Origin of the sequence: Pseudomonas sp. R1-6 (genome assembly GCF_051132115.1) — a bacterium.
Taxonomy (GTDB): domain Bacteria; phylum Pseudomonadota; class Gammaproteobacteria; order Pseudomonadales; family Pseudomonadaceae; genus Aquipseudomonas.
Map to the genome: position 1 here is coordinate 1,776,897 of NZ_CP071662.1, position 26,144 is coordinate 1,803,040.

The 26,144-nt window shown below is 60.6% G+C and carries 27 protein-coding genes; 15 read left to right on the plus strand and 12 right to left on the minus strand.

All coding sequences use genetic code 11. The annotated features are described in order from the left end of the window. Positions 1–44 precede the first annotated feature (44 nt). Positions 45–1,121, minus strand: a complete 1,077-nt coding sequence (locus J3P81_RS08300; RefSeq protein ID WP_420764808.1) for a 3-deoxy-7-phosphoheptulonate synthase — start codon at positions 1,119–1,121, stop codon at positions 45–47. A gap of 214 nt (positions 1,122–1,335) precedes the next feature. Here J3P81_RS08300 and J3P81_RS08305 point away from each other — a divergent pair, with 214 nt between their 5' ends. The 4 genes from J3P81_RS08305 to cysB all read left to right on the plus strand — a co-directional run bounded on the left by J3P81_RS08305 (position 1,336) and on the right by cysB (position 4,907). Then, positions 1,336–2,301: a putative 2-dehydropantoate 2-reductase gene (locus tag J3P81_RS08305; RefSeq protein ID WP_434563125.1), complete on the plus strand. Its 966-nt coding sequence runs from the start codon at positions 1,336–1,338 to the stop codon at positions 2,299–2,301. A gap of 18 nt (positions 2,302–2,319) precedes the next feature. Continuing rightward, positions 2,320–3,225, plus strand: a complete 906-nt coding sequence (locus tag J3P81_RS08310) for a 5'-nucleotidase (RefSeq protein ID WP_420764806.1) — start codon at positions 2,320–2,322, stop codon at positions 3,223–3,225. 96 nt (positions 3,226–3,321) lie between these two features. After that, a complete protein-coding gene (locus J3P81_RS08315) occupies positions 3,322–3,822 on the plus strand; it encodes a universal stress protein (protein ID WP_420764805.1) in 501 nt (166 codons plus the stop codon). Positions 3,823–3,932: 110 nt separating this feature from the next. Continuing rightward, positions 3,933–4,907 carry an HTH-type transcriptional regulator CysB gene (cysB, locus tag J3P81_RS08320; protein WP_003183769.1) on the plus strand — a complete coding sequence of 325 codons (975 nt, stop codon included), beginning with the start codon at positions 3,933–3,935 and terminating at the stop codon, positions 4,905–4,907. A 6-nt stretch (positions 4,908–4,913) separates the two neighbouring features. Here cysB and J3P81_RS08325 read toward each other — a convergent pair whose 3' ends face one another. Next, positions 4,914–5,396 carry a GreA/GreB family elongation factor gene (locus J3P81_RS08325; protein WP_420764804.1) on the minus strand — a complete coding sequence of 161 codons (483 nt, stop codon included), beginning with the start codon at positions 5,394–5,396 and terminating at the stop codon, positions 4,914–4,916. A gap of 2 nt (positions 5,397–5,398) precedes the next feature. Further along, complete coding sequence (locus J3P81_RS08330) at positions 5,399–5,785, minus strand: cytochrome b/b6 domain-containing protein (RefSeq protein ID WP_420764803.1); 387 nt, start codon at positions 5,783–5,785, stop codon at positions 5,399–5,401. 121 nt (positions 5,786–5,906) lie between these two features. On the opposite strand from J3P81_RS08330, the gene earP reads away from it, so the two are divergent. Both earP and J3P81_RS08340 read left to right on the plus strand, forming a co-directional pair. Beyond that, complete coding sequence (gene earP / locus J3P81_RS08335) at positions 5,907–7,040, plus strand: elongation factor P maturation arginine rhamnosyltransferase EarP (RefSeq protein ID WP_434563127.1); 1,134 nt, start codon at positions 5,907–5,909, stop codon at positions 7,038–7,040. A 48-nt stretch (positions 7,041–7,088) separates the two neighbouring features. Continuing rightward, positions 7,089–7,658 carry an elongation factor P gene (locus J3P81_RS08340; protein ID WP_007955690.1) on the plus strand — a complete coding sequence of 190 codons (570 nt, stop codon included), beginning with the start codon at positions 7,089–7,091 and terminating at the stop codon, positions 7,656–7,658. 70 nt (positions 7,659–7,728) lie between these two features. Here the strand turns inward: J3P81_RS08340 and J3P81_RS08345 are convergent, their stop codons facing one another. The 3 genes from J3P81_RS08345 to J3P81_RS08355 form a co-directional block, all read right to left on the minus strand. Next, positions 7,729–8,742, minus strand: coding sequence for an alpha/beta hydrolase (locus J3P81_RS08345; RefSeq protein ID WP_434563129.1), 1,014 nt, complete (start codon positions 8,740–8,742; stop codon positions 7,729–7,731). A 36-nt stretch (positions 8,743–8,778) separates the two neighbouring features. Beyond that, a complete protein-coding gene (locus tag J3P81_RS08350; protein WP_434563132.1) occupies positions 8,779–9,198 on the minus strand; it encodes an organic hydroperoxide resistance protein in 420 nt (139 codons plus the stop codon). 296 nt (positions 9,199–9,494) lie between these two features. Beyond that, complete coding sequence (locus J3P81_RS08355) at positions 9,495–9,956, minus strand: MarR family winged helix-turn-helix transcriptional regulator (RefSeq protein ID WP_434563134.1); 462 nt, start codon at positions 9,954–9,956, stop codon at positions 9,495–9,497. Positions 9,957–10,103: 147 nt separating this feature from the next. On the opposite strand from J3P81_RS08355, the gene J3P81_RS08360 reads away from it, so the two are divergent. Further along, positions 10,104–10,853, plus strand: coding sequence for a sulfite exporter TauE/SafE family protein (locus J3P81_RS08360; protein ID WP_434563136.1), 750 nt, complete (start codon positions 10,104–10,106; stop codon positions 10,851–10,853). On the opposite strand, the gene J3P81_RS08365 is transcribed toward J3P81_RS08360, so the two are convergent. Further along, complete coding sequence (locus J3P81_RS08365) at positions 10,843–11,697, minus strand: LysR substrate-binding domain-containing protein (RefSeq protein WP_420764840.1); 855 nt, start codon at positions 11,695–11,697, stop codon at positions 10,843–10,845. The two genes, J3P81_RS08360 and J3P81_RS08365, sit on opposite strands and share 11 nt — an antisense overlap. 97 nt (positions 11,698–11,794) lie before the next feature. Between J3P81_RS08365 and J3P81_RS08370 the strand changes: the two genes are divergently transcribed. After that, a complete protein-coding gene (locus tag J3P81_RS08370) occupies positions 11,795–12,016 on the plus strand; it encodes a DUF1127 domain-containing protein (protein WP_420764797.1) in 222 nt (73 codons plus the stop codon). 64 nt (positions 12,017–12,080) lie between these two features. After that, a complete protein-coding gene (locus J3P81_RS08375; RefSeq protein ID WP_434563138.1) occupies positions 12,081–13,310 on the plus strand; it encodes a winged helix-turn-helix domain-containing protein in 1,230 nt (409 codons plus the stop codon). 131 nt (positions 13,311–13,441) lie between these two features. On the opposite strand, the gene J3P81_RS08380 is transcribed toward J3P81_RS08375, so the two are convergent. After that, positions 13,442–14,788, minus strand: coding sequence for a class II 3-deoxy-7-phosphoheptulonate synthase (locus J3P81_RS08380; RefSeq protein WP_420764795.1), 1,347 nt, complete (start codon positions 14,786–14,788; stop codon positions 13,442–13,444). 141 nt (positions 14,789–14,929) lie between these two features. On the opposite strand from J3P81_RS08380, the gene J3P81_RS08385 reads away from it, so the two are divergent. Further along, positions 14,930–15,685 (plus strand): spermidine synthase, encoded by a 756-nt coding sequence (locus tag J3P81_RS08385; protein ID WP_420764794.1) that lies wholly within the window; start codon positions 14,930–14,932, stop codon positions 15,683–15,685. 465 nt (positions 15,686–16,150) lie between these two features. Next, positions 16,151–17,824 carry a DEAD/DEAH box helicase gene (locus J3P81_RS08390; protein WP_030141884.1) on the plus strand — a complete coding sequence of 558 codons (1,674 nt, stop codon included), beginning with the start codon at positions 16,151–16,153 and terminating at the stop codon, positions 17,822–17,824. A gap of 201 nt (positions 17,825–18,025) precedes the next feature. Here J3P81_RS08390 and J3P81_RS08395 read toward each other — a convergent pair whose 3' ends face one another. Further along, on the minus strand, positions 18,026–18,793 hold the full coding sequence (locus tag J3P81_RS08395) for a DODA-type extradiol aromatic ring-opening family dioxygenase (protein WP_434563140.1): 768 nt from the start codon (positions 18,791–18,793) through the stop codon (positions 18,026–18,028). A gap of 104 nt (positions 18,794–18,897) precedes the next feature. Here J3P81_RS08395 and J3P81_RS08400 point away from each other — a divergent pair, with 104 nt between their 5' ends. Continuing rightward, complete coding sequence (locus J3P81_RS08400) at positions 18,898–19,602, plus strand: thiopurine S-methyltransferase (RefSeq protein ID WP_434563142.1); 705 nt, start codon at positions 18,898–18,900, stop codon at positions 19,600–19,602. Between the two features lie 48 nt (positions 19,603–19,650). Here the strand turns inward: J3P81_RS08400 and htpX are convergent, their stop codons facing one another. Both htpX and J3P81_RS08410 read right to left on the minus strand, forming a co-directional pair. Further along, positions 19,651–20,538 carry a protease HtpX gene (gene htpX / locus J3P81_RS08405; protein WP_003183732.1) on the minus strand — a complete coding sequence of 296 codons (888 nt, stop codon included), beginning with the start codon at positions 20,536–20,538 and terminating at the stop codon, positions 19,651–19,653. A 301-nt stretch (positions 20,539–20,839) separates the two neighbouring features. Next, positions 20,840–22,051 carry a pyridoxal phosphate-dependent aminotransferase gene (locus tag J3P81_RS08410; RefSeq protein ID WP_420764791.1) on the minus strand — a complete coding sequence of 404 codons (1,212 nt, stop codon included), beginning with the start codon at positions 22,049–22,051 and terminating at the stop codon, positions 20,840–20,842. A 220-nt stretch (positions 22,052–22,271) separates the two neighbouring features. Between J3P81_RS08410 and msrB the strand changes: the two genes are divergently transcribed. The 3 genes from msrB to J3P81_RS08425 all read left to right on the plus strand — a co-directional run bounded on the left by msrB (position 22,272) and on the right by J3P81_RS08425 (position 23,784). Then, entirely contained in the window at positions 22,272–22,667 is a 396-nt protein-coding gene (gene msrB, locus J3P81_RS08415; protein WP_420764790.1) for a peptide-methionine (R)-S-oxide reductase MsrB, read from the plus strand. Between the two features lie 173 nt (positions 22,668–22,840). Beyond that, positions 22,841–23,326, plus strand: a complete 486-nt coding sequence (locus tag J3P81_RS08420; RefSeq protein ID WP_420764789.1) for a glutathione peroxidase — start codon at positions 22,841–22,843, stop codon at positions 23,324–23,326. Then, positions 23,323–23,784: a MarR family winged helix-turn-helix transcriptional regulator gene (locus tag J3P81_RS08425; RefSeq protein ID WP_434563144.1), complete on the plus strand. Its 462-nt coding sequence runs from the start codon at positions 23,323–23,325 to the stop codon at positions 23,782–23,784. The genes J3P81_RS08420 and J3P81_RS08425 overlap by 4 nt, the downstream gene beginning before the upstream one ends. Here J3P81_RS08425 and J3P81_RS08430 read toward each other — a convergent pair. Then, positions 23,768–26,089 carry a response regulator gene (locus J3P81_RS08430; RefSeq protein WP_434563146.1) on the minus strand — a complete coding sequence of 774 codons (2,322 nt, stop codon included), beginning with the start codon at positions 26,087–26,089 and terminating at the stop codon, positions 23,768–23,770. The two genes, J3P81_RS08425 and J3P81_RS08430, sit on opposite strands and share 17 nt — an antisense overlap. Between the last annotated feature and the right edge of the window lie 55 nt (positions 26,090–26,144).

The window sequence follows — 26,144 nt, forward strand, 5'->3', positions numbered from 1 at the left end:
CCCGGCGTTTTTTTATGCTGGTGTTTATCTGTCGAAGCGATCGATCAGCTGCGCTGACGCTTTGGCAGCACGTCCTTGAGCTTGGCGTGCATGCTGCGCAAGGTTTTCTCAGTGGTGCCCCAGTCGATGCAGGCGTCGGTGATGGAGACGCCGTACTGCAAATCGGCGAGGTCTTTCGGGATCGCCTGGCAGCCCCAGTTCAAATGACTTTCCACCATCAGGCCGATGATTGATTGGTTGCCTTCCAGGATCTGGTTGGCAACGTTTTCCATCACCAGCGGCTGCAGCGCCGGGTCCTTGTTGGAGTTGGCGTGGCTGCAATCGACCATGATGTTCGGCTTGACCTTGGCCTTGTCCAGCGCCTGCTCACACAGGGCGACACTGACCGAATCATAGTTCGGCTTGCCGTTGCCGCCGCGCAATACCACGTGGCCGTAGGCGTTGCCCTTGGTGGTGACGATCGAGACGCCACCTTCCTGGTTGATGCCCAGGAAACGGTGCGGGCTGGAAACCGACTGCAAGGCGTTGATCGCCACGGTCAGGCCGCCGTCGGTGCCGTTCTTGAAGCCGACCGCCGAGGACAGGCCGGAGGCCATTTCCCGGTGGGTCTGGGATTCGGTGGTGCGTGCGCCGATGGCCGACCAGCTGATCAGGTCCTGCAAATATTGCGGAGAGATCGGGTCCAGGGCTTCGGTGGCGGTGGGCAGGCCCATTTCGGCCAGGTCCAGCAGCAATTGGCGACCGATGTGCAGGCCGTCCTGGATCTTGAAGGAGTCGTCCAGGTACGGGTCGTTGATCAGGCCCTTCCAGCCAACGGTCGTCCGAGGCTTCTCGAAATACACCCGCATTACCAGGTACAAGGTGTCGGAAACTTCCGCGGCGAGTACCTTCAGGCGCTCGGCGTATTCGTGGGCAGCCTTGATGTCGTGGATCGAGCAAGGCCCGATGACCACGAACAGGCGATGGTCGGTGCCGTCGAGAATGTTGCGGATGACTTCCCGGCCCTTGGTCACGGTGCGCAGGGCAGCGTCGCTCAGGGGGATATCGCGCTTGAGTTGGTCAGGCGTGATGAGGGTCTCGTTGGAGGCGACGTTTAGGTCATTGATCGGTAAATCAGCCATCGTGTTACTCGTCAGGTCACGGGTGCCGGCCGCCAGCGATCCCCGCGCGGCGGTGCACAGCGAAGTTAAGCGCGTCGGGGAGCCGAACCTTAGCGCGTTCGGAGGTGGCTCGACAATGGGCAGGGGCCGCTTTAATTGCGGCGGGCAGGGTCCTCGCCACGAAGCGCGGGTCCTGTGTAATGATGCGCGGGGATTGTCAGAGAGGGGGAGTTGCATGACGCAGGCAGGCGCTAGGCCCGGGAGCGGCAGGATCGGCATGATCGGCACCGGGGCGATCGGTGGGTTTTACGGTGTGATGCTGGCCCGGGCCGGTCACGACGTTCACTTCTTGTTGCGCAGCGAATTTGCCGCCGTCGCCGAGGGCGGCCTGCGGATCGACAGCGATGTCCATGGCACGCTGAGCCTCGATCCGGTCCAGGCGTACCGCTCGGCTGAGCAGATGCCGCCTTGTGAGTGGCTGCTGGTGGGCGCCAAGACCACCAGCAATGCCGACCTGGCACCGGCGATCATCCAGGCGGCCGCCGATGGGGCGAAAATCCTATTGCTGCAGAACGGCCTCGATGTCGAAGACGATCTGCGGCCGTTGTTGCCCGATTCGCTGCACCTGTTGGGTGGCCTGTGCCTGATCTGCGTGAATCGTGTCGGCCCGGGCGTCATCGCTCACCAGGCGCTCGGTGCGGTCAACATCGGCTATCACAGTGGTCCCTGCCAGGACCAGGCTGAGCGCATGGCGATCATCGAAGAGGCGGCGGGTCTGTTCCGTGGCGCCGGCATCGACTCCCAGGCGATGCCCGACCTGCAACAGGCTCGTTGGCAGAAGCTGGTGTGGAACGTACCGTATAACGGTCTGTCGGTGCTGCTGGGCGCCAGCACCTCGCCGTTGATGGCGAATGATCACAGTCGCGGACTGATCCAGGCGCTCATGGGCGAGGTGGTACGCGGTGCGCAGGCCTGCGGCCATCAGATCGCGCCTGGGTATGCGGATTATCTGTTCACGATGACCGAAAAAATGCCCGACTATTGGCCGAGCATGTATCACGATTACGCCCATAAACGGCCGCTGGAGCTGGAGGCAATCTACGCCCGGCCATTGGCGGCGGCCAAGGCGGCAGGCTGCGAGCTGCCGAAGATCGAAGCGTTGCATCAGGCGCTGGCGTTCCTGGATCGCCGCAACCGTTGACAGGCGAAAGGGGGCTACATGGCAAATAACATCGATGACAAGCTGGTGCTGGCGATTTCATCGCGGGCCTTGTTCGATTTGCGCGAAAGCCACAAGGTCTATCTGTCGAGTGGCGTCGAGGCCTATCGGCAATACCAGATCGAGCATGAAGACGAGGTCCTGGAGCCGGGGGACGCCTTCGCCCTGGTGCAGAAACTGCTCAACCTCAACGAGCACCTTGGGCGCGCCCGTGTCGAAGTCATCCTGGTGTCGCGAAACAGCGCCGATACCGGCCTGCGGGTATTCAACTCGATCCACCATTATGGCTTGGCGATTTCCCGCGCCGCATTCGTTGGGGGCCGCAGTCCATACCCTTATCTGAAGGCCTTCGGCTGCGACCTGTTTTTGTCCACCCATGCCGAAGACGTGCGCAGCGCCCTGGACGCGGGATTTGCGGCCGCGACAATTCTGTCGGGGGGCGCCAGCCGTGCCGCCAGCGAGGAATTGCGCATTGCTTTCGACGGTGATGCGGTGCTGTTTTCCGACGAGTCGGAACGCGTCTATCAGAGCGGTGGCCTGGAAGCCTTCCAGGCCAGTGAGCGCCAGGCCGCGCGCGAGCCGCTGCGAGGGGGGCCATTCAAGGGCTTCCTGGCGGCGCTCAATGCGCTGCAACGCGAGTTTCCCGAGGATGCTTGCCCGATCCGCACGGCATTGGTGACGGCCCGTTCGGCGCCGGCCCACGAACGGGTCATTCGCACGTTGCGCGAATGGGATATCCGCCTCGACGAGTCGCTGTTCCTGGGCGGCTTGACCAAGTCGGCCTTTCTCGAGGCTTTTGCCGCCGACGTGTTTTTCGACGACCAGACCGGACATTGCGAGCTTGCCCGGGAAGTGGTCGCCACCGGGCACGTGCCCCATGGCATCAGTAACGAAGTGAAGCTCTGACCACCCGTTGCGGGGAGCGTCACGCCGCACGTCGCACTCGTCGGGGCGCTGCTAAGCTGAATCAATCTCCGCCATTCAGGCATTCGAGGAGGTCACATGATTCGTTCGATGCTGTACGCCACAGACCTGGGCCTTTATGCCCCTTATGTGATGCAGCATGCCTTGGCGTTGGCACGGACGTTTGAAGCCGAGTTGTATGTAGTGCATGCGGTGGAACCGATGGGGCTGTTCGCCGAGTCGGTGTTGCAAAGCTACCTCGACGAGCACGCGCTGAACGAATTTCATCGCCAGGGTCTGAATACGGTGATGGCCAATATCGAGCAGCGGGTACTCGACAATTTTCGCGAGGAACTGGGGGAGGGGCAGCAAGACTTGAAGCTGATCAAGTCGGTGAGGGTATTCCAGGGTGATCCTTCCCAGGTCATTCTCGAGCAGGCCGCGAAACTCTCCGTCGATTTGTTGATCGTAGGCAGTCATTGCCAGGGGGCGAATGGCGAGACCCCTTTGGGGAGGACCGCCGCACGGGTATTGCAGTTATCCCGGGTGCCGGTCTACCTGGTGCCGCTGGTGCAGCGGCGGCGCCACGGGGAGACCTAAGGCTAAATGATGGCTTTTTATAAAAAGTTCTAGATTTATTAATACAACCATTCATATAGTTATATGCCGTCGCTGATGCCCGTCGCATCCAACTGCTTTGAGGGATACATATGAAGCTTCAACAATTGCGCTACATCTGGGAAGTGGCGCACCACGACCTCAACGTTTCCGCTACCGCCCAAAGCCTCTACACGTCGCAACCTGGCATCAGCAAGCAGATCCGCCTGTTGGAAGACGAACTGGGCGTCGAAGTCTTCGCCCGCAGCGGCAAGCACCTGACCCGTGTCACCCCGGCCGGTGAGCGCATCATCACCACGGCTGGCGAGATCCTGCGCAAGGTCGAAAGCATCAAGCAGATCGCCCAGGAATTTTCCAACGAGAAGAAAGGCACCCTGTCCATCGCGACCACGCACACCCAGGCCCGTTATGCGCTGCCGCCGGTGATCAGCAATTTCATCAAGCAATATCCGGACGTCGCGCTGCACATGCACCAGGGTTCGCCGATGCAGATCGCCGAAATGGCCGCCGATGGCACCGTGGACTTCGCCATCGCCACCGAAGCCCTGGAGTTGTTCGGCGACCTGGTGATGATGCCGTGCTATCGCTGGAACCGCTGCGTGGTGGTGCCCCAGGGCCATCCGTTGACCAAGCTGCCGAAGCTGACCCTCGAGGCCTTGGCCGAATACCCGATCGTGACCTACGTGTTCGGCTTCACCGGCCGTTCGAAACTCGACGAAGCCTTCAGCCATCGTGGCCTGACGCCGAAGGTGGTGTTCACCGCCGCCGACGCCGACGTGATCAAGACTTATGTACGCCTCGGCCTGGGTGTGGGGATCGTGGCGAAGATGGCCGTCGATACCAAGCTCGACAATGACCTGGTGGTGTTGGATGCCAGCGAGCTGTTCGAATCCAGCGTGACCAAGATCGGCTTCCGTCGTGGCACCTTCCTGCGTGGCTTCATGTGCGATTTCATCGAGAAATTCGCGCCGCACCTCACTCGGGAGGTGATGGCCAAGGCCATTCAGTGCCACAACAAGCAGGAACTCGAAGAGCTGTTCGACGGCGTCGAATTGCCGGTGCACTAAGCTGGACTAAATTGCCTCGGTGACAGCGAACTGTTGCCGGGCGCCCGCCACGACGATCTCCACTTCATCCCCTTCGAATTTGCCCAGCAGGCCTCGGCCCAGCGGCGAGCGAGGGGTGATGACGGTGATCGGCTGACCCACCAGCGACACCTTAAGCCCCGCCGCATCCGGCCCCAGGAACAGCCACTGTTGGCGGCCATCTTCATCTTCCAGTCCGATCAAGGTGCCGACCTGGATGCCGCGTTGCCCATCGTAAGGCCTTAGCGCCAGGTTCTGGCAGAGGGCGAGGGCCTGGCGGATTTCCTCTACGCGCCTGGCCTGCCCCGCGGCAAGGTAGGACGCTTCGAGACCAAGGGTGTCGTACTTGTTTTCGGCGATGTTTTCCTCGTGCGTCGCGGTTTCATAAGCGGTTTGCGCGGCTCGCTCGGCGACGTCGAGGTCAACCTTGAGCTTGTCGAGGATCAATTGGTGAACGGTCTGCTTGTTCATGATCACTCGCAAAATTGCAGGACATTGGCGCGGCTTTTCTCGCTGGGCGCGTTCTGGTCCTGTTGCAGCCAGAACTGGCATTTGGGGTTGGACAGGTTGCGAGGATTGTTGCGCACCTGTTCCAACGCCTGGCGCTGCTCGTTCTTCTGCAGATTCTGCTGGTACTGCTCGAACATCGGCGTGGGCGGCTCGGGCGCCGGTTGCACCGCTGGCGGTTGCGCCAGTTGATGGACCGCGGCGGCCACCGGGGCCAGTTGTTCATCGAACAGGAACCTGGACAGCAACCAGCCCGTCAGAACGATGGCGACAAACCCCAGCCACAGGCCCAGGGCAATACTGACGGTCAATCGCAGGGCTGTGAGGCGCGGGGCGGGGGGATGATCAGGCATGACTGCTTCCTGGCAGGGGCATGGATAGGCGCTGATTGTCGCATGAAGATTAATCGCCGTCGGCCCTTCTGCAATACGGGGCCAATGCGGGACAATCAGGCTTTGCCACAGGGAGTCGGGAATGACCGTGCGCTGGGATATTTTTTGCACCGTCGTGGATAACTTTGGCGACATCGGCGTCACGTGGCGCCTGGCCCGGCAATTGGTGGCCGAGCATCGATGCGCGGTGCGGCTTTGGGTCGATGACCTGCGTGCTTTCGAGCGGCTGTGCCCCGAGATCGACGTCGGCCTTTGTGAACAATGGCAGCAGGGTGTACAGGTCCGACACTGGCCCACGCAATGGTGCGACACCGACGCGGCGGACGTTGTGATAGCAGCCTTCGCCTGCCAATTGCCCGGTGCCTATATGGACGCGATGGCCGAACGCGAGGTGACGCCGTTATGGATGAACCTCGACTACTTGAGCGCCGAAGACTGGGTCATCGGTTGCCATGGCCTGCCGTCGGTCAAGTACAAGCATGTGCAGAAATATTTCTTTTTTCCTGGTTTCCAAGAGGGAACGGGGGGCTTGCTGCGTGAGGCCAGCCTGCTGAAGCATCGTCGGCTGTTTCAACAGGATGACGTGGCGCAGCGAAATTTCCTGCATGGATTGGGCGTCGTGCGGGAACCCGGGGCGCGCCTGATCTCGCTGTTCGCCTATGAGAACGCCGGACTGGCGAGCTGGTTCGAGGCGATGGCGACCGATGCGCGCGCATCCCATGTATTGGTTCCCGAAGGTCGGGTCCTGGGCGATGTGGCGCGCTGGCTGGGCGTGGATGGCTTGGAGTCCGGCGCGCTGCATCGCCGCGGGGCCCTGACGGTGCAGGTGCTGCCCTTTATTAGGCAGGATGATTACGACCGGCTCCTGTGGTGCTGCGATTTCAACGCGGTGCGTGGCGAAGACTCGTTCGTACGTGCGCAATGGGCCGGGCGGCCGTTGCTCTGGCACATCTACCAGCAGGAAGAAGACGTCCATCTGGAAAAGCTCGAAGCGTTTCTCACGTTGTACACCCAAGGTCTTTCGGCTTCGGCGGAAAAAGCGATCAGCGGTCTTTGGCGGGCCTGGAATGCCGGCCAGGACATGGCCGAGCACTGGAAAGCCACTGGCGAAGCGCGGCGTGAACTGGCCGAACACGCCCAGGCATGGTGCCTGGAACAGGCCTCGCGAGCCGATCTCGCCACGGCGCTGGTGAAGTTTTACCGAAATTGGATATGATACGCGGCCTAGATTTTTGTAAATCCCATCCAAATTCGGATATTCGCAATGAAAACTGGTAAAGAACTCAAACCCGGTACCGTGATTCGTATCGACAACGATCCTTGGCTGGTTCAGAAAGCTGAATTCACCAAGTCGGGTCGTAACAGCGCGATCATGAAGACCAAGCTGAAAAACCTGCTGACCGGCTACAAGACCGAAACCGTCTACGGTGCGGACGACAAGCTGGACGACGTGATCCTGGACCGTAAAGAAGCGACCCTGTCCTTCATCAGCGGCGACTCCTACACGTTCATGGACACCACTGACTACACCATGTACGAACTGAACGCCGAAGACATCGAAAGCGTTCTGCCATTCGTTGAAGAAGGCATGACCGACGTCTGCGAAGCCGTATTCTTCGAAGGCCGCCTGGTTTCCGTAGAACTGCCGACCACCATCGTGCGTCAGGTTGACTACACCGAAGGCTCCGCTCGCGGTGATACTTCCGGCAAGGTGATGAAGCCTGCCAAACTGAAGAACGGTACCGAGCTGTCGGTTGCTGACTTCATCGAAATCGGCGACATGATCGAGATCGATACCCGCGAAGGCGGTTCCTACAAAGGCCGCGCTAAATAAGCGAAGTCTCTTGTACGAAAAAGCCCGACCATTGAGTCGGGCTTTTTCATTCTTGCTCCCAGGGGCCCTGTTACTTCAGGTGTTCCTTGAGTTCTTGGGACGCTTGCAACATCGCCGAGCGCACCGCTGGCACCTGGCTCACGACGTTGAGCAAGCCATAGTCGTGGATCATGCCGTTGTAACGGACAGCCGTGACTGGCACGCCGGCCGCGTCCAGTTTGCGGGCGTAGGCTTCGCCTTCGTCGCGCAGTACGTCAGCCTCGGCAGTCTGCACCAGCGCGGGCGGCAGGCCCTTGAGCTGCGCGGTGGTTGCCCGCAATGGCGATGCATAGATCTCGTTGCGCTGCCCGGCATCGGTGGTGTAGTTGTCCCAAAACCACTTCATCATGTTCTTGCTGAGGAAATACCCTTCGGCGAACTGGTTGTAGGACGCCGTCTCGAAATTGGCATCGGTCACCGGCCATAACAGCGCTTGGAAGCGGATCGCCGGGGTGCCCTTGTCCTTGGCCATCAGCGCCACGACCGCAGCCATGTTACCGCCAACGCTGTTGCCCGCTACCGCCAGGCGCTTGCCATCGACATTGATTTCCTTACCGTGCTCGGCCACCCACTTGGTTGCGGCATAAGCCTGGTTGATCGCCACCGGGTAATGCGCTTCGGGTGAGGGCGTGTAGTTGACAAAAACCGCGACGGCGCCCGAACCCGCCACCAGGTCGCGAACCAGGCGTTCATGGGTTGGGAAGTCCCCCAGCACCCAGCCTCCGCCGTGGAAGAACATGAACACGGGCAGCTCACCCTTGATACCGGCCGGACGAACGATGGTCAGGCTGATCGATTGTCCATCGACCTTGATGGTTTTCTCGCTGACATCGGCCTTGGGCAGCGTCAACTTCACACCGGCCTGGGCGCCGACCAGTACTGCGCGGGCGTCTTTGGGCGACAACTGCTCCAGCGGCTTGCCGGTGCCGGCGTTCAGCGCGTCGAGGAAAGCCTGGGTATTGTGTTCGACGATGCCGTCGGCGAAAGCGTTGCTCACGCTCAGGGCGAGAAGGGCGCCGGTCAGGGTTTTGCTGAAAGTGTTCATGTGCATCTCCTTAAATTCAGGTTCGAGGGGCGAAGATCAAACGGTCACGTGCAGGCGCACATCAACGTTGCCGCGGGTGGCGTTGGAGTAAGGGCACACCTGGTGCGCGGCATCGACGAGGCTCTGGGCGTCGGCCTGGTCGAGGCCCGGCAGGCTGATGTGCAGGTCGATGTCGAGACCGAAACCACCAGGAATCTGGCCGATGCCGACATGGGCAGAGATAGAGGCGTCGTCTGGGATCTTGCGTTTGGTCTGGCTGGCGACGAATTTCAGCGCGCCGATGAAGCAGGCCGAGTAACCGGCGGCGAACAGTTGTTCAGGGTTGGTCGCCGCACCGCCTGCGCCGCCGAGTTCTTTTGGCGTGGCGAGTTTGACGTCGAGAATGTTGTCGCTGGAGATAGCACGACCGTCACGGCCGCCGGTGGAAGTTGCGATTGCGGTGTAGAGCGTTTTCATGGTGGGTGCCTCGTTTTCAGGTTGGTTGTTTGCGCTAAATGTTTGCGCGCTAAGTAGGTGTGGAGAGAATGTATAGCGCTAATAATTTGCGCGCAAGATAAATTTTTACGGTGGATATGAATTGGCAAGCCGGAAATGGCTGGAGGGGCTGTTCTAGAGCGGTTCGATGGGGTTGAAAATTTTTCGATGCGGGGGGTTTGACGGGAAGGGCGGAAGGTCAAAGGGAGGGGTATTGGATTCGCCGGCGCCTTCGCGAGCAGGCTCGGTCCCACATAGAGCCGGCGGTGTTCCTGAAGTTAGAGGCTGTCTTGCAAGTGCCCACGCAACTGCTGGAGATCATGCTGCAGTTTCTTCAGTTGCTCCAACGTCTGGCCGCTGGCGGCGAGGATGCATTGGGGTATGTCGAGGGCCTTTTTCTGCAAGGCGCGGCCTTGCTCGGTGAGCTCGACGATCACCACGCGCTCGTCCTCACGGCTGCGGGTGCGGCTCAATAGGCCCTCGGCCTCCAGGCGCTTGAGCAATGGTGTAAGGGAGCCCGGGTCAGTGAGCAGGCGGGTGCTGATTTCACCGACGGTCAAACCGTCTTTTTCCCACAGCACCATCATCGCCAGATACTGCGGATAGGTCAGGCCCAGGGCTTGGAGCAGTGGCTTGTACACCTTGGTCATCAACAGCGATGTCGAGTGCAGGGCGAAACAGACCTGGTTGTCCAGCAAAAGGGCTTCGCAAGGGTCGGGGGTGTCGCGTTGGGTGCTCATGGCAAAACCTTTCGTCAAAGATGATTACGAATCTAGCGGACGAATCTTTAATGCACCAGATAATTCTGACGACTTGATCAGGTGTTGCGTTTCCTCGGTCTCGGCAACTGCGTAGGATAGGCGCCCTGATTAAGGGGAGAGTGGTCTGTGATCGAGGTCGTGCTGTATTTGCTGTTGGGCGCCGCGTTGGGCACCTTGGGGGGATTGTTCGGCATCGGTGGCGGGCTGATTGCGATACCGGTGCTGGGCGTATGGTTCGGCCTGGACCAGCAGATTGCCCAGGGCACGGCATTGGTGATGGTGGTGCCTAACGTCATGCTGGCGCTGTGGCGTTATCACCAGCGCAATCGCATCGAGTTGCGTCATGTCCTGCCGTTGGCGTCCATGGGATTCTGCTTCGCCTGGCTCGGCTCTATCTGGGCCGTGGGCATTGACGCCGAAAGCATGCGCATCGGCTTCGTGGTGTTCTTGGTTGTTTTGGCTGCATATAACCTCATCCGAATGTTCACCACCACGGCGCCCGCTTCGGCGCAGATGCGCCACGGTTGGCCATGGCTCGGCGTGTTGGGTGCGGCTTCAGGGACGATGGGTGGCCTGTTTGGTGTGGGTGGGGCCGTTGTCGCAACGCCGTTCCTCACCAGTGTGTTCGGCACGACTCAGGTAGTTGCCCAGGGCCTGTCGCTGTCGTTGGCCTTGCCCAGTACCGGCGTGACCCTTGTCACTTATGCGTTTCATCATGAAGTGGACTGGTGGATCGGCGTGCCGCTGGCAGTCGGTGGGCTGATGAGCATCAGCTGGGGCGTGAAGGTCGCCCACGCCTTGCCGGAGCGACTGTTGCGTGGGCTGTTCTGCGGTTTCCTGGTGCTGTGCGCCGTACTGCTCATCTTTAAAGTTTGAAGCCTTCCACGATGTGTTCGGCCAGGCATTCGGTGATCGGCGACGGATTGTGCAGGTTGCGGATCAGCATGATGCTGGCCTCGGGCAGCTCCGGCAGGTTCTCGGCCTCGCCGAGGACGCGCATGTCAGGGGTCAGCAGGCTTTCCAGTTGCGCAGTGATTGCCAGGCCCGCGCCTACCACCGCCATGATCGCCGACAAGCTCGAGCTGTTATAGGCCACGCGGTAATCGCGTCCCATGGCGTCCAGCGCATTGCAGGCCCACTGCCGGCAGAAGCAATCGCTGTTGAACATTGCCAGCGGCAGGGGCGTTTGCTCATGGGTGTTGAAGCACGCCGCTTCGGCCCAGACAAAACGTTCCTTGCGCAGCAACTGGCCTATTTCATCCCCAGGCTTGCGAGTGACGATGGACAGGTCCAGGTCCTGGCGCAGCAGCAATTGCTTGGATGATTCGCAATGCACCTCGATTTCGATCAGCGGATAGAACTGGGCGAAGCGCTGCAGGATGCCTGGTAGAAAGCGCATCACATAATCGTCCGGTGTGCCGATGCGGACCGTGCCGACCATATGGGGTTCGCGCAGGGTATTGAACACTTCGCTGTGCAACTTGAGGATGCGCCGGGCATAACCCAGCAACACCTGGCCCTCGGCGGTGAGCTTTACTTGTCGCCCGTCGCGCTCGAACAGCCGACGCTGCAACACGTCTTCCTCCAGCCGCTTCATCTGCATGCTGACCGCGGATTGCGTACGGTTGACCAATTCCCCGGCACGGGTGAAACCACCCTGATCGGCGATGGCGACAAAGGTCCGCAGCACTTCCGTATCGATGCTCGGGTAACTCGACAATGGATCAATCTCCGAGATGTATTGCATAAGAAACATTCGTTGGATTGATCTTAGCCTTGGCGCGAGACTTGAGCTACCCCCAACGGAGGACATGACGATGAAAGGTCAGAAAGGGTATGTATCGATAGACAAGCACTCATTCCACCGGTTTTCCCTCAGCGATCTGCTGCACAAGTTTAGCCGCTGGTATGAATTGCACCATGAACGTGAATTGCTTGCCGGCCTGAGCGACGAGGCGCTCAAGGACATCGGCGTCAGCCGTGCCGACGTGGAAAAAGAAGTGGTCCGGCCATTCTGGGATGACCCAATGCACAAATGAGCCATCCTTCCCTACACAAACCGCTTAGTGGTGAGGTAGGTTGCGAGCAGACAAGGAGATCTCCATGCCCGCGACTCTGTCCTTTACCCTCAAACAGGCCCGGCGTCTGGCGTTGGCCGCCCAAGGATTCGATGGGCGGCTACCGTCGGCGCCGGTCCAACCCTCCCGCCTCAACCGCCTGATCGAACGCCTTGGCGTCCTGCAGATCGATTCAGTCAACGCGTTGGTGCGCTCGCATTACCTCCCGCTGTTCTCCCGCCTCGGTCATTACAATCGCGATTTGCTCGATCAAGCTGCCTGGAGCCAGGGGCGTCGTCGCACGTTATTCGAATATTGGGGGCATGAGGCTTCGCTGCTGCCGATGACGATGTATCCGTCGATGCGCTGGCGCATGGCTCGGGCGGCGCGCGGCGAAGGTATCTACCAACAATTGGCGCGTTTCGGCCGCGAGCAGCAAGGCGTGATCGGTCGAGTCCTGCAATCTGTTCGGGACCAGGGCGCGACTGGCGCGGGCAGCTTGTCCACGCGCCAGGAAAAGGCCGGGCCGTGGTGGGACTGGAGCGCGGAGAAGCATGCGCTGGAGTGGCTGTTCGCGGCGGGCGAGGTGACGGTGGCGGGGCGCCGTGGCTTCGAGCGCCTCTATGATTTGCCGGAGCGGGTCTTGCCGGCCTCGATCCTGCAGCAACCGCTGCCGGACGAAGCCCAGGCCCAGCGCACACTGCTGATCCATGCCGCCGAAGCCTTGGGGGTTGGCACCGAGAAGGATCTGCGCGACTACTTTCGCCTGGGGCCGGCGGACGCCCGCGAGCGGCTGGCTGAACTGGAAGAGGCCGGAGCACTGCTGCGCTGTCAGGTCCAGGGTTGGAAACAGCCGGCCTGGTGTCGCCCCCTTGTGAAAATTCCACGCAAGGTTGCCGCCAGTGCGCTGCTGTCACCGTTCGATTCGCTGGTCTGGGAGCGCAGTCGCACCGAGCGGCTGTTTGATTTTCGCTATCGCCTGGAGATCTACACGCCGGTACACAAGCGGGTGTATGGCTATTACGTCCTGCCGTTTCTACACAACGAGCGAATTGCCGCCCGGGTTGATTTGCGGGCGGAGCGGGCTTTGGGGCAATTGGCCGTGCATGCCGTGCACGAAGAGGTGCCCGGGATGGACGAGGAGGGCATGCTGGCGCTGGCGGCGAATCTGTGGAGCATGGCCCGGTGGTTGGGGTTGGAGCGGGTTCAACTCAATTGCCAGCGGGAGGGTGGGGTTCGGTTGGCGGTGGCATTGGCTGAAATTACCAGTGACTGAGCTGGCCCCTTCGCGAGCAGGCTCGCTCCCACAGGGATTTGCGGTGACTACAGCCTTTGTGACACAGCAAATCCAATGTGGGAGCGAGCCTGCTCGCGAGGCGATTGAACGGTGAAGAAGGACCTACAGACTCACCGCCGAACCTGCTTCAAGGTCTCGGCAATCAAGAACGCCAACTCCAGCGACTGATCAGCATTCATCCGCGGGTCGCAGTGGGTGTGGTAGCGGTCCGACAGGCCGTCCTCGGTGATCGGGCGCGCGCCGCCGATGCATTCGGTGACGTTCTGCCCGGTCATCTCGATGTGGATACCGCCGGCGTATGTCCCTTCGGCTTCATGGACCTGGAAGAACTGCTTCACTTCGCCAAGGATCTGCGCAAAGTCCCGGGTCTTGTAGCCGCTGCTGGCCTTGATGGTGTTGCCGTGCATCGGATCGGAGCTCCACAGCACCTGCTTGCCTTCACGCTGTACGGCGCGCAGCAGTTGCGGCAGGTGATCGCCAACCTTGTTGGCGCCCATGCGCGCGATCAGGTTCAGTCGGCCCGGGTCATTGTCCGGGTTGAGGACGTCGATCAGGCGAATCAGGTCGTCAGGGTTCATGCTGGGGCCGACCTTGACGCCGATCGGGTTGTTCACCCCGCGCAGAAACTCGACGTGGGCACCGTCCAGCTGACGGGTGCGGTCGCCGATCCACAGCATGTGGGCCGAGCAGTCGTAATAGTCATTGGTCAGGCTGTCGCGGCGCACGAAGGCTTCTTCGTAGTTGAGCAGCAACGCCTCGTGGGCGGTGAAAAAACTGGTTTCACGCAGTTGTGGCGAGCTGTCCATGCCGCAGGCGCGCATGAAGGCCAGGGTTTCGTCGATGCGGTCGGCCAGGTGGCTGTATTTTTCCGCCAGGGCCGAGTTGGCGATGAAATCCAGATTCCATTTGTGCACCTGGTGCAAATCGGCAAAGCCGCCCTGGGCGAACGCACGCAGCAGGTTCAGCGTGGCGGTGGACTGGTGGTAGGACTGCAGCAACCGCTCCGGATCCGGTACACGACTTTGCTCGTCGAAGCCGATGCCATTGACGATGTCACCCCGGTAGGCCGGCAGCGTTACGCCGTCGATGGTTTCATCATTGGCGGAGCGTGGCTTGGCGAACTGGCCGGCCATGCGCCCGACCTTCACCACCGGGCAACCGGCGGCGAACGTCATCACGATCGCCATCTGCAGCAGCACCTTGAAGGTGTCGCGGATCTTGGCGGCGGAGAATTCGACGAAGCTTTCCGCACAGTCGCCGCCCTGCAACAGAAAGGCCCGGCCCTGGGTGACTTCGGCGAACTGACGGCGCAACTCCCGGGCTTCACCGGCAAACACCAGTGGCGGATAGCTGGCCAGGGTCTGCTCGACCCGTTGCAGATGCGCCGCGTCAGGGTATCGGGGTTGCTGCTGGATCGGCAGGGCGCGCCAGCTGTCAGGGCTCCAGGGTTGGCTCATCATGATCTCTAGGTGATTTACGCTCGGGCGCTCATGTTATCAGCAAATTAGTGCGTGACCTGTTCCGCTTGCTTCGCGGACAATCGCGCCTTCGCCCCGTATGGGCAGGCCCATGGCCGCCCGGCAACATCAGGAGATGAAATGACAGAGGAGCGCGTCGAGCATTTGCTCGCCGAGGTGCACGACGAGTTCGGCATGATTCGCGTGTTCGAAGTGGCCGACTACCGGTTTCTCGAGTTCGGCGATGCCATCGAGCAGAGCTGCGTGTTCACGGCCGATCCCAGCTGGCTCGAATACGACTACACTCGCGCCATGCTCATCGGTGCGTTGTGTCACGAGCAGCCGGAAAGCGCGCTCTTCCTGGGATTGGGCGCAGGTACCTTGACCCAGGCCTGCCTCAAGTTTCTGCCGCTGGAAGATGTCGAGGCGATCGAGCTGCGCCCGGATGTGCCGCGCCTGGCCATCGAATACCTGGGGCTGGATGACGATCCGCGCTTGTACATCCGCGTCGGCGATGCCCTGGAACTGCTTGAAACGGCGGAGCCGGCCGATCTGATTTTTGTCGACCTCTATACCGATGTCGGCCCCGGCGTAGGCCATCTGGCGTGGGGTTTTCTGGAAAACTGCCAGAAGCGCCTCAACCCGGGCGGCTGGCTGGTGATCAATCAATGGGCAACCGATGACGGCAAGCCCCTGGGCGCGGCATTGTTGCGTGGTCTGTACCACCGACACTATTGGGAATTGCCGGTGAAGGAGGGCAACGTGATCCTGATCGTGCCGGCGGACCTGGACCAGGCGCTGGACATGCAAGGCTTGGTTGCCCGGGCCGAAGGGCTGGCGCCACGATTGGGGTATTCGTTGCAATCGCTGATCAAGGCCATCCGTCCGGCGACGTGATCAGAACTGCAAGGGCTTTTGTGGCGAGGGAGCTTGCTCCCGCTCGGCTGCGAAGCAGACGCCTGGGTCAGTAGTCTGGAATCGATGGGGCCGCTTCGCGACCCAGCGGGAGCAAGCTCCCTCGCCACAGGGGAACGCCAGCGCAAGTGAACCGTTTTAGCCGGCTGCCCCAAGGCTTTTGGTCGCGAGCCCTACAACAGTGTTTCAGTAAAAAAAGCTCCCTTTTTGGGCGAATTCCGGTATAGTGCGCGCCGGCCTTTAGCCGGGCCGCGTCAAGGTAGCGCAATATTCCGAAGCCAGCTTCGGTTGCATGTCCGCACAACGGATGCTTCCGCGACGTTCTTTTTCATTCATTCGTTTTCGCAAATCCCCGCCGACAAAGCTGCCAGGGCGACTCTTGAGTCTCAACACGGCATGCGCAGCTTTGGAGCATGGGTCTTTGCGGATGCACTTAGAGGCAGACCCATGACCCAGGAAATCGGCGGCTTCGCCGCTCTTGAACTTCATCCCAATATTGTCGCTGCAGTAGTCGCTACCGGCTATGAAGAGCCTTCGGCCATTCAGCAGCAGTCGATCCCGATCATTCTCGCCGGTCACGATATGATTGGTCAGGCGCAAACCGGTACGGGTAAAACCGCCGCGTTCGCACTGCCGATCCTGCACCGCATTGATCCGTCCAAGCGCGAGCCGCAAGCTCTGATCCTGGCCCCAACTCGTGAGTTGGCGCTACAAGTTGCAACCGCTTTCGAAACCTACGCCAAGCAAATGCCAGGCGTGACTGTTGTGGCTGTCTACGGCGGCGCGCCGATGGGCCCACAGCTGAAAGCAATCCGTAATGGCGCACAGATCGTTGTCGCCACCCCGGGCCGTCTGTGCGACCACCTGCGTCGCGACGAAAAAGTCCTCGCCACCGTGAACCACCTGGTTCTCGACGAAGCGGACGAAATGCTCAAGCTGGGCTTCATGGACGACCTGGAAGTCATCTTCAAGGCCATGCCTGAGACTCGCCAGACCGTCCTGTTCTCGGCCACCTTGCCACAATCGATCCGTGCCATCGCCGAACGCCATCTGCGCGATCCGAAGCACGTGAAGATCCAGAGCAAGACCCAGACCGTCACCGCGATCGAGCAGGCTCACCTGCTGGTTCACGCCGACCAGAAGACTTCCGCCGTTCTCAGTCTGCTGGAAGTCGAAGACTTCGACGCCCTGATCATGTTCGTGCGCACCAAGCAAGCGACCCTGGACCTGGCCAGCGCCCTGGAAGCCAAAGGCTACAAAGCCGCCGCGCTGAACGGTGACATTGCCCAGAACCAGCGTGAGCGCGTGATCGACTCCCTCAAGGATGGCCGCCTGGACATCGTTGTGGCGACCGACGTCGCGGCCCGTGGCTTGGACGTTCCGCGTATCACCCACGTGTTCAACGTCGACATGCCGTACGATCCGGAGTCCTACGTACACCGTATCGGTCGTACCGGCCGTGCCGGTCGCGAAGGCCGTGCGTTGTTGTTGGTCACCCCGCGTGAGCGCCGCATGCTGCAAGTGATCGAGCGTGTGACGGGTCAGAAGGTCGCTGAAGTCCGCCTGCCGGACGCCCAGGCCGTTCTCGATGCCCGCATCAAGAAACTGACCAACAGCCTGTCGCCGCTGGTGGCTGACGCCGAATCGACCCACGGTGATCTGCTCGATCGCCTGACCGCCGACATCGGTTGCACCCCACGTGCCCTGGCCGCTGCCCTGTTGCGCAAGGCCACCAACGGCCAAGCGCTGAACCTGGCTGCAATCGAGAAGGAACGCCCACTGGTGCCGAACAACGCACCGCGTGGCGACCGTCCTGAGCGCAGTGGCGATCGTCCGGACCGTGGTGATCGCGAGCGTCGTGCACCGATCCCGTTGGCCGAAGGCCGTGCTCGCTGCCGTACCGCGCTGGGTGCTCGTGACGGCATTGCCGCCAAGAACCTGCTGGGCGCGATCCTCAACGAGGGTGGCCTGGCTCGCGAAGCCATCGGTCGTATCCAGGTGCGTGACAGCTTCAGCCTGGTGGAACTGCCGGAAGATGGCCTGGAGAAGTTGCTGACCAAGCTCAAGGACACCCGCGTGGCCGGCAAGCAGCTCAAGCTGCGTCGCTACCGCGAGGATTGATCGACCTACGGGTTGATTGATCGAGCACGAAAAAATCCCCGACTGGTTCGGGGATTTTTTTTGCCTGTCCTCTGGTGTTGTCTCAGTGCGAGCGGCGGGGAGGCCAATCGCGAGCAAGCTCGCTCCCACAGGGGATTTTTGAGCGCCGAAGACCCAATGTGGGAGCGAGCTTGCTCGCGATTGGCGCGACTCGGTTTGCGATCAGTCGAACCGATAAATATCCATCCCCAGCGTCCCCATGGTAAATCCAGCATGGGCAACGCTGAACGTACCACCGGCTCCGCGGGCGAAATACAGCGGCAACAAATGCTCGTCGCTGGGATGGCTGCGCACGGCATGGGGAGCCTGGCGGCGGTAGTCATGCAGTGCCGTCTCGTCGTTCGACGCCAGCCTGGCAACCATCCAATCGCGAAACGCCTTGGCCCACGGCTCGATGCTGTCGGGGCCGGCGTTCCAATCCAGGTCCCGCAGGTTGTGGGTGATGCTCCCGGAGCCGATCACCAGCACGCCTTGTTCCCGCAGGCTCGCCAATGCGCGGCCCACCCGCGTTTGCAGCGTTGGCCCCTGACGGCTAGGCAAAGAGACCTGTACCACCGCAATATCCGCCTCGGGATACATCAGTGACAGCGGCACCCAGACGCCATGGTCGGCGGGCCGTCCCGTGTCGAGACGTGCCGGCAGCTGCGTGGCGTTGAGCAGGTCGGCGACCTGTGTTGCCAACCGAGGATCGCCAGGGGCGGGATATTGCACCTTGTACAGGTCGGGTGGAAAACCACCGAAATCATGCCAGGTGCGTGGCCGTGGGTTGGCGCTGACCAGCAGCTCATCACTCTCCCAATGAGCTGAGACAACGACGATGGCCTTGGGCCTGGGCAACTGCGCGGCAAGGCGAGTCAGGGCCGGACCGCTTTCGCCGGGCTCCAGGGCAAGCATGGGGGAGCCATGGGAGATAAACAGGCTGGGCAGCATCGACGGGCTCCTGAGGGTTAAGATGTGTCATCTTCTGTCAGGTCAATGATCGAAATCTAATACAAGTTTTAAGCTGTTTTGATCGAATTTATGGAGCGAACCCCATGGACCCCGAGTTTTGGCACAAGCGTTGGTCAACCAACCAGATCGGCTTTCATCTGCCTGAAGTGAACCCTTACCTGCGGCGTTTCTGGCCTCAGTTGGGGTTGCCTGAAGAGACGCGAGTGTTGGTGCCCTTGTGCGGCAAGACGCTGGATCTGCTGTGGTTGGCGCAACAAGGTTTTTCCGTACGGGGGATTGAGCTGTCGGAAAAAGCCGTCACTGATTTTTTCCAGGAACATCAGCTCCAGCCGAACGTGAGTGAGGAGGGCGCCTTCAAGATATTTCGTGCCGGCGCCATTGAAATCCGTTGCGGTGATTTCTTTGCGTTGACGCCTTTGGACGTAGCCGATTGCGCGACGTTGTATGACCGCGCTGCATTGATCGCCTTGCCCGAGCCGATGCGTGAGCGGTATGCGGCCCATCTGCAGAGCATAATGCCGGACTGTGTCGGGCTGGTGATCACGCTGGATTACAACCAGGACGAGATGCCTGGACCTCCGTTTTCGGTAGGGCATGACGAGGTGCAGCGGTTGCTGGGTGGGGCTTGGGAGTTGCAGGTCTTGCACGAACAGGATGTGCTGGGCGAGAGTTGGAAGTTCTTGCAGGCGGGCGTGAAGCGGCTGGATGAGCGGGTATATCTGGTATCCAGTCGTGGGGTGCATTCAATGACCCCATCGTTGAAAAATCCGGCCCCGCGCTTGGAATAGCAAAAAAAAGCCCGCATTGCTGCGGGCTTCTTTTTGAGGCTCTAGCGATCAACCACGGCGACGCAGTGCGTCAATCCGCTCTTCCAGCGGCGGGTGGCTCATGAACATGCGGGCCAGGCCCTGCTTGATGCCACCGTTGATGCCAAAAGCATTCAGGGTGTCGGGCATGTGCACTGGCAAACCTTGCTCGGCGCGCAGGCGCTGCAGGGCGCCGATCATGGCGCTGGTGCCGGCCAGGCGGGCGCCGGCGTCATCGGCGCGGAACTCGCGTTTGCGCGAAAACCACATGACGATCGCACTGGCGAGGATACCCAGCACCAGCTCGGCGAAAATGGTCGCCACGTAGTAGGCGATGCCTTGGCCTTCTTCGTTCTTGAAGATCACCTTGTCGACAAAGTTGCCGATGATGCGGGCAAAGAACATCACGAAGGTGTTCACCACGCCCTGGATCAGCGCCAAGGTCACCATGTCACCGTTTGCCACGTGGCCGATCTCGTGAGCCAGCACCGCCTTGACTTCATCCGGTGAGAACCGCTCGAGCAAGCCCTGGCTTACCGCCACCAGTGCATCATTCTTGTTCCAACCGGTCGCGAAGGCGTTGGCCTCGTAGGCCGGGAATATCCCGACTTCGGGCATCTTGATACCGGCTTCGCGAGACAGTTGCTCGACGGTCTGCAGCAGCCATTGTTCGTGGCGAGTGCGCGGCTGGCTGATGATCTGGGTACCGGTGCTCATCTTTGCCATCCATTTGGAAATGAACAGCGAGAACAGGGAACCGGCGAAACCGAACACCGCACAGAAGATCAGCAGCTGATTGAGGTTGAGGTCAACCCCGTTGGCCGCCATGAACCCGTTGAAGCCGAAAAGGCTCAGGGTGATGCTGGCAATCAGCACGACCGCCAGGTTAGTGGCCAAAAACAGCAGGATGCGCATCATGGTGGTAGCAATCTCCTCATGCTAAAGATGTAGCGTTATGCGGGGTATATAAGGTGCTGCCGCAGGCTATTCAACTCGCCTACTATTTCAAACTGTGTCCTACACGCGTCCTAAATGTTTGAAAGACTTTTCTGAAAGTGATCGTGGAATCGAGATTTGTCGCCCTTGCCCCGTGAACGTTGAGTTTCCTCTTCCTAAGGTCGCTGGTTTCCCAGTGTAGAAGGCCTACCGGCGCGCAAAGATTGGATATGTTGCTGAATCAGACAGCGTGCGAGGCGAGGGGCCTCGCACGCTGACCGGGCTACTGGCGGTAGGACTTTAGGAAATTGCCGATGCGTCCGATGGCCTGGTCCAGGTCATCGACTCGCGGCAGGGTCACGACACGGAAATGATCCGGCCATGGCCAGTTGAACGCCGTGCCCTGGACGACCAGCAGCTTTTCGGACAGCAGCAGGTCGAGGACGAATTTCTCGTCGTTGTGGATCGGGCAGATTTTCGGGTCGATGCGCGGGAACGCATACAAGGCGCCCATCGGCTTGACGCAGCTGACGCCTGGGATGTTGTTGAGCAGTTCCCAGGTGCGGTTGCGTTGTTCCAACAACCGGCCCTGGGGCAAGACCAGGTCGTTGATGCTCTGGTAGCCGCCCAATGCCGTCTGGATGGCGTGTTGGCTCGGCACGTTGGCGCACAGGCGCATGTTGGCCAGCATGTCGATGCCTTCGATGTAGCTCTGGGCGTGATGCTTGGGCCCGGAGATGGCGATCCAGCCGGAGCGGAAGCCGGCGACGCGATAGGACTTCGACAAGCCGTTGAAGGTCAGGCAGAGGAGATCCGGCGCCAGGGACGCGGTGCAGACGTGCACGGCATCGTCGTACAGGATCTTGTCGTAGATCTCGTCGGAAAACACTACCAGGTTGTGCTGACGGGCCAGTTCCAGCATGCCCAGCAGCACTTCTCTGGAATAGACGGCGCCGGTGGGGTTGTTCGGGTTGATGATCACTAGGGCCTTGGTGTTCGGGGTGATCTTGGCCTTGATGTCCGCCAGGTCAGGGAACCAGTTCGCCTGCTCGTCGCACAGGTAATGCACCGGGTTGCCGCCGGACAGGCTCACGGCAGCGGTCCACAGCGGATAGTCCGGCGCCGGCACCAGGACTTCGTCGCCGTTGTTGAGCAAGGCTTGCATGGACATGACGATCAGCTCGGACACGCCGTTGCCCAGGTAGATGTCCTCGATGCCGATGCCTTCGACCTGCTTCTGCTGGTAATACTGCATCACGGCCTTGCGCGCACTGAACAGACCTTTGGAGTCGCTGTAGCCCTGGGCGGTCGGCAGGTTGCGGATGACGTCCTGGAGGATTTCATCGGGGGCTTCGAAACCAAAGGGCGCCGGGTTGCCGATGTTCAGCTTGAGGATGCGGTGGCCTTCCTCTTCCAGGCGTTTGGCGTGCTTGAGCACCGGGCCGCGAATGTCGTAGCAGACGTTGGCGAGCTTGTTCGATTTGCTGACCTGCATGGCGATGTGTTCCCGAAAATGAACGATCCAGGCGGCGTGTGAACTACCGTACTGGGGATCCTGCGTCTGTGCCCGGGCCGGACGCGGTAGATGCGCCACAATCCATTTGAATGCGCATGACGTGGCTGCCAGACTGGCGCCTGACGAGGCGCAATCATACGTGCCGCCCGATCTGCGGAAAAGCGTCGGATCGGGCTTTTTCAATTGCCGAGGTAGGACGATGGAAAAGTTGCAGAAAACCCTTGAAGAGTGGCGTGAAATGCTCGACCCGGAGCAATACAACGTCTGTAGGCTCAAAGGCACCGAGCGACCGTTCTCCGGCAAATACAACGGGACCAAGACCGACGGTGTTTACCACTGCATCTGCTGCAACGAGCCGTTGTTCGATTCGATGACCAAGTTCGATTCCGGCTGTGGCTGGCCGAGTTTCTATGCGCCCATCGAAGGCAGCGCGGTGGTGGAAGTGCGGGATGTCAGCCATGGCATGATCCGCACCGAGGTGGTCTGCGCCAAATGCGACGCGCACCTGGGGCACGTCTTCCCCGACGGCCCGCCGCCCACCGGCCTGCGTTATTGCATCAACTCGGTGTGCCTGGATCTCGTGCCTCGGGAGTAACGTTCTACGCGGTCCTTTGTGGCGAGGGAGAAAGCGCCCTCGCCACAACACCCATGGCTCATCACAACAGTCACAGCAGCCTCATGGTCCGTGAGGTGTCCCGAGAATTAAATTGCACGCAATTTAATTGGTCGCTATCTTCATTCTCCCAACCTCTTCAGGAGCTCCCCTCAATGACCGATAATCTGCTAAGCATCCCGTGCACGACCATCAAGGGCGAGCAAAAGACCCTGGCCGATTTTTCCGGCAAGGCCGTGTTGGTGGTCAATACCGCCAGCCAATGTGGTTTCACACCGCAGTACAAGGGGCTCGAGGCGTTGTGGCAGTCCTACAAGGACCGGGGGCTGGTGGTGCTGGGTTTTCCCTGCAATCAGTTCGGCAAGCAGGAGCCAGGCAACGAGGGGGCGATTTCTGAGTTTTGCGAGCTCAATTTCGGCGTGAGCTTTCCATTGTTCAAGAAGGTCGAGGTCAACGGTGCCAATGCCCATCCGTTGTTCGTGCAGCTCAAGCAGCGGGCACCGGGAGTGCTGGGGTCCAAGGGCATCAAATGGAATTTCACCAAGTTCCTCATCGGCAAGGACGGCCAAGTGGTGAAGCGCTTTGCCCCGACCACCAAGCCCCAAGACCTCACCGCCGAGATCGAAGCCCTGCTCAAATGAATGATCTGTCAGTCGATTCGCTGAAGCTCGACAGCCAGTTGTGCTTCAAGTTGTACGCCGCGTCGCGGGCGGTGATTCGGGGTTACAAGCCGATGTTGGATCAGCTTGGCCTGACCTATCCGCAATACCTGGCGATGCTCGTACTGTGGGAATGGCAGGTGAGCCCGCCGGAGCAACCGACCGTCAAAGCCCTGGGCGAACGCTTGCTGCTTGATTCCGGCACGCTGACGCCGTTGCTCAAGCGCCTGGAACAACTGGAGCTGGTCCAGCGGCAACGATCGGCACGTGATGAACGCGAAGTGCATTTGAGCCTGTCGGAGCGTGGGCGGACCTTGCGTGAGCAGGTCGGCCCGCTCAAGGCTCGCTTGCTGTGTGACAGCGGTATTGATCTGGATCGCGTGGGAGAGCTGCGCGACGGCCTCGATCATTTGTTGGCCCAGATCAAAGCGCTGACGTAGTGGGCACCCATTGGTCCAGCAATGCGGCCAGTTCTTCGCGACGGAACGGCTTGGATAAATAGTCGCTCATGCCGGCGGCCCGACAGCGCTCACGTTCTTCGGGCATGGCGTTGGCGGTCAGCGCGACAATCGGCAGGTCGGGCCAGCGCCCGCTGCGGCGGATCTGCCGGCTGGCTTCGTAGCCGTCCATGACCGGCATGTTGCAGTCCATCAGGACCAGGTCGAATTCCCGCTGTTCGAGCTGATCCAGGCCCTCGGCGCCGTGGGCCGCGACAACCACTTCACAACCCAGTTTGACCAGCATGCCCTTGGCCACCAGCTGGTTGACGGGGTTGTCTTCCACCAACAGGACACGAGCACGCAGGGTGGGCGGCAATGCGTCGATCTGCGCCTCATTGATCGTGGTCGCCTCGCTTTGCAAGGCGCGACGCAGGACCTGATAAAGCGCATGGCGCGCCAGCGGCCGGGCCTGTTGCAGCAATGGGGCGAGGGCGCTCGCTTCTTCGCTGGGCATGAAACTGCCATAGGCGGTAACCAGCAGAATGGTGGCGTCGAAGGTCGGCCGCAGGTTGAACAGGCATTCCGGGCAATCGGTGATCAGGATGTCGGGCTTGAGCCCCAGCAGCCCGTCATCCACGGAACGTTGGACATAATCCAATCCCCAGGCGGGTAGCAACATGCCCAGCAGTTCGGCCAGCCCGCTGTTCGCGGTGGTGATGGCCACGACGTTGCCATGCAAGCGTACGACGGGGACGGCAGGGGTGTGGCAAGGCAACGGCAGGTCGGCACAGAACTGGCTGCCGAAGCCGGCCTCGGAACTGATCGTGAGCCGGCCCTGCATGGCTTCGCAGAGGTTGTAGGTCAATGCCAGCCCCAGCCCGGTGCCGCCGAACTGGCGGGTAATGCCTGCGCCGGCCTGGGTGAACGGCTGAAGGATCCGCGCCTGGGCCTCCTGGGGGATGCCGATGCCCGTGTCGCAGACCTCGATCCGCACGCCGCCCTCATACTGGCTCAAGCGCACATCGACCCGGCCGAAGCGGGTGAACTTCAATGCGTTGGACAGCAGGTTGCTGACGATCTGGCGGACGCGGGTCGGGTCGCCCAGTACCTGCGCGGGAAACTGCGGCTCGATCAGGCACGCCAGTTCGACGCTCGGGGCGGCATTTTGTGAAAGCAGGTTGGCGGTGTCTTCGACCAGGGAACCCAGGTCGAACGGGATGCGTTCGAGCTCCAGCTGGCCGGCATCGAACTTGGACAAGTCGAGGATATCGTTCAGCAACTCGACCAGCACTTTGCCCGAGTCGTGGGCGATCGACAGCTGTTGCTGCTGTTCAGCGGTCAGTGGGCCATCCAGGGACAGGGCGATCATACCGAGCAGGCCATTGAGTGGCGTGCGGATCTCATGGCTCATGTTGGCGAGGAATGCAGAACGGGTGTCGGCCATGTCCAAGGCGGTACGCCGGGCAACCTCCAGTTCTTCGTTGGACTGGCTGAGGCGGGCATTGATGGCCTTGAGTTCGGCGGTGCGCGCCGAAACGATATTTTCCAATTGCGCCAGGTAATCGGTGAGGCGGTTTTCAGCCGTGCGTCGCTGCTGGATCTCGGTGGAGATATTTTCGAACTGCTGGTTGGCGACTGAAACCAGCACGCCGATTTCGTCGTATTGATGGCCGGAAGGGCATTCCAATGGGCTCTGTTCGCTGCTACTGGGATCGCGGCTGCTCAGCTCGCGGATGACCCGCACCAAGGGCTTGGTCAGCATGACGTAGAAAAGCGCCAGCAACAGGCCGGTCAGGATCAGGCTACGAGCGAAACCGTTGAGCAGGGTGATCTCGGCCCGTCGCAGGAAGCGGCTGCCGAACGAATAGGTGTCGACATCCAGCCGCAACACTCCCAGGGACTCGCCGGGCAGATGGGTCAGGTAGAGCCGGTCTTCGAACTGGCGCTGGGCGCCAAAGAGAAAGTCGCTGATGAACCGATTGTTGCTCTGCAGTTCGGGACGTTTGACGCTGGCCAGGACCGTATTGTTGTTGTCGATGAGTTCGGCACCGATGATGGCCGGCGAGCGCAACAGGCCCAGGGCCAGTTCCTGAGCGAGTTCGGCGTCGATGTTATAGGCGATGCGCGAGGCCGGGTTGTGGCTGATTTCCAACAGCGAGAGGATTTCACGGTTGATCGATGCGTCTTCGCTGGCATAATCGATGCCGATCTGTCCCAGGCTTAATAAAGTACCCAGCACGAAACCCACCAGGACGGTCAGTCGGGCCTGTTTGTACGACAACCGTTGGGTGAACCTGATGTCCATGGAATGGTGAACCACTTACGTTTCCCTTCGCCGGTCAAGCATAGCTGATCATCTC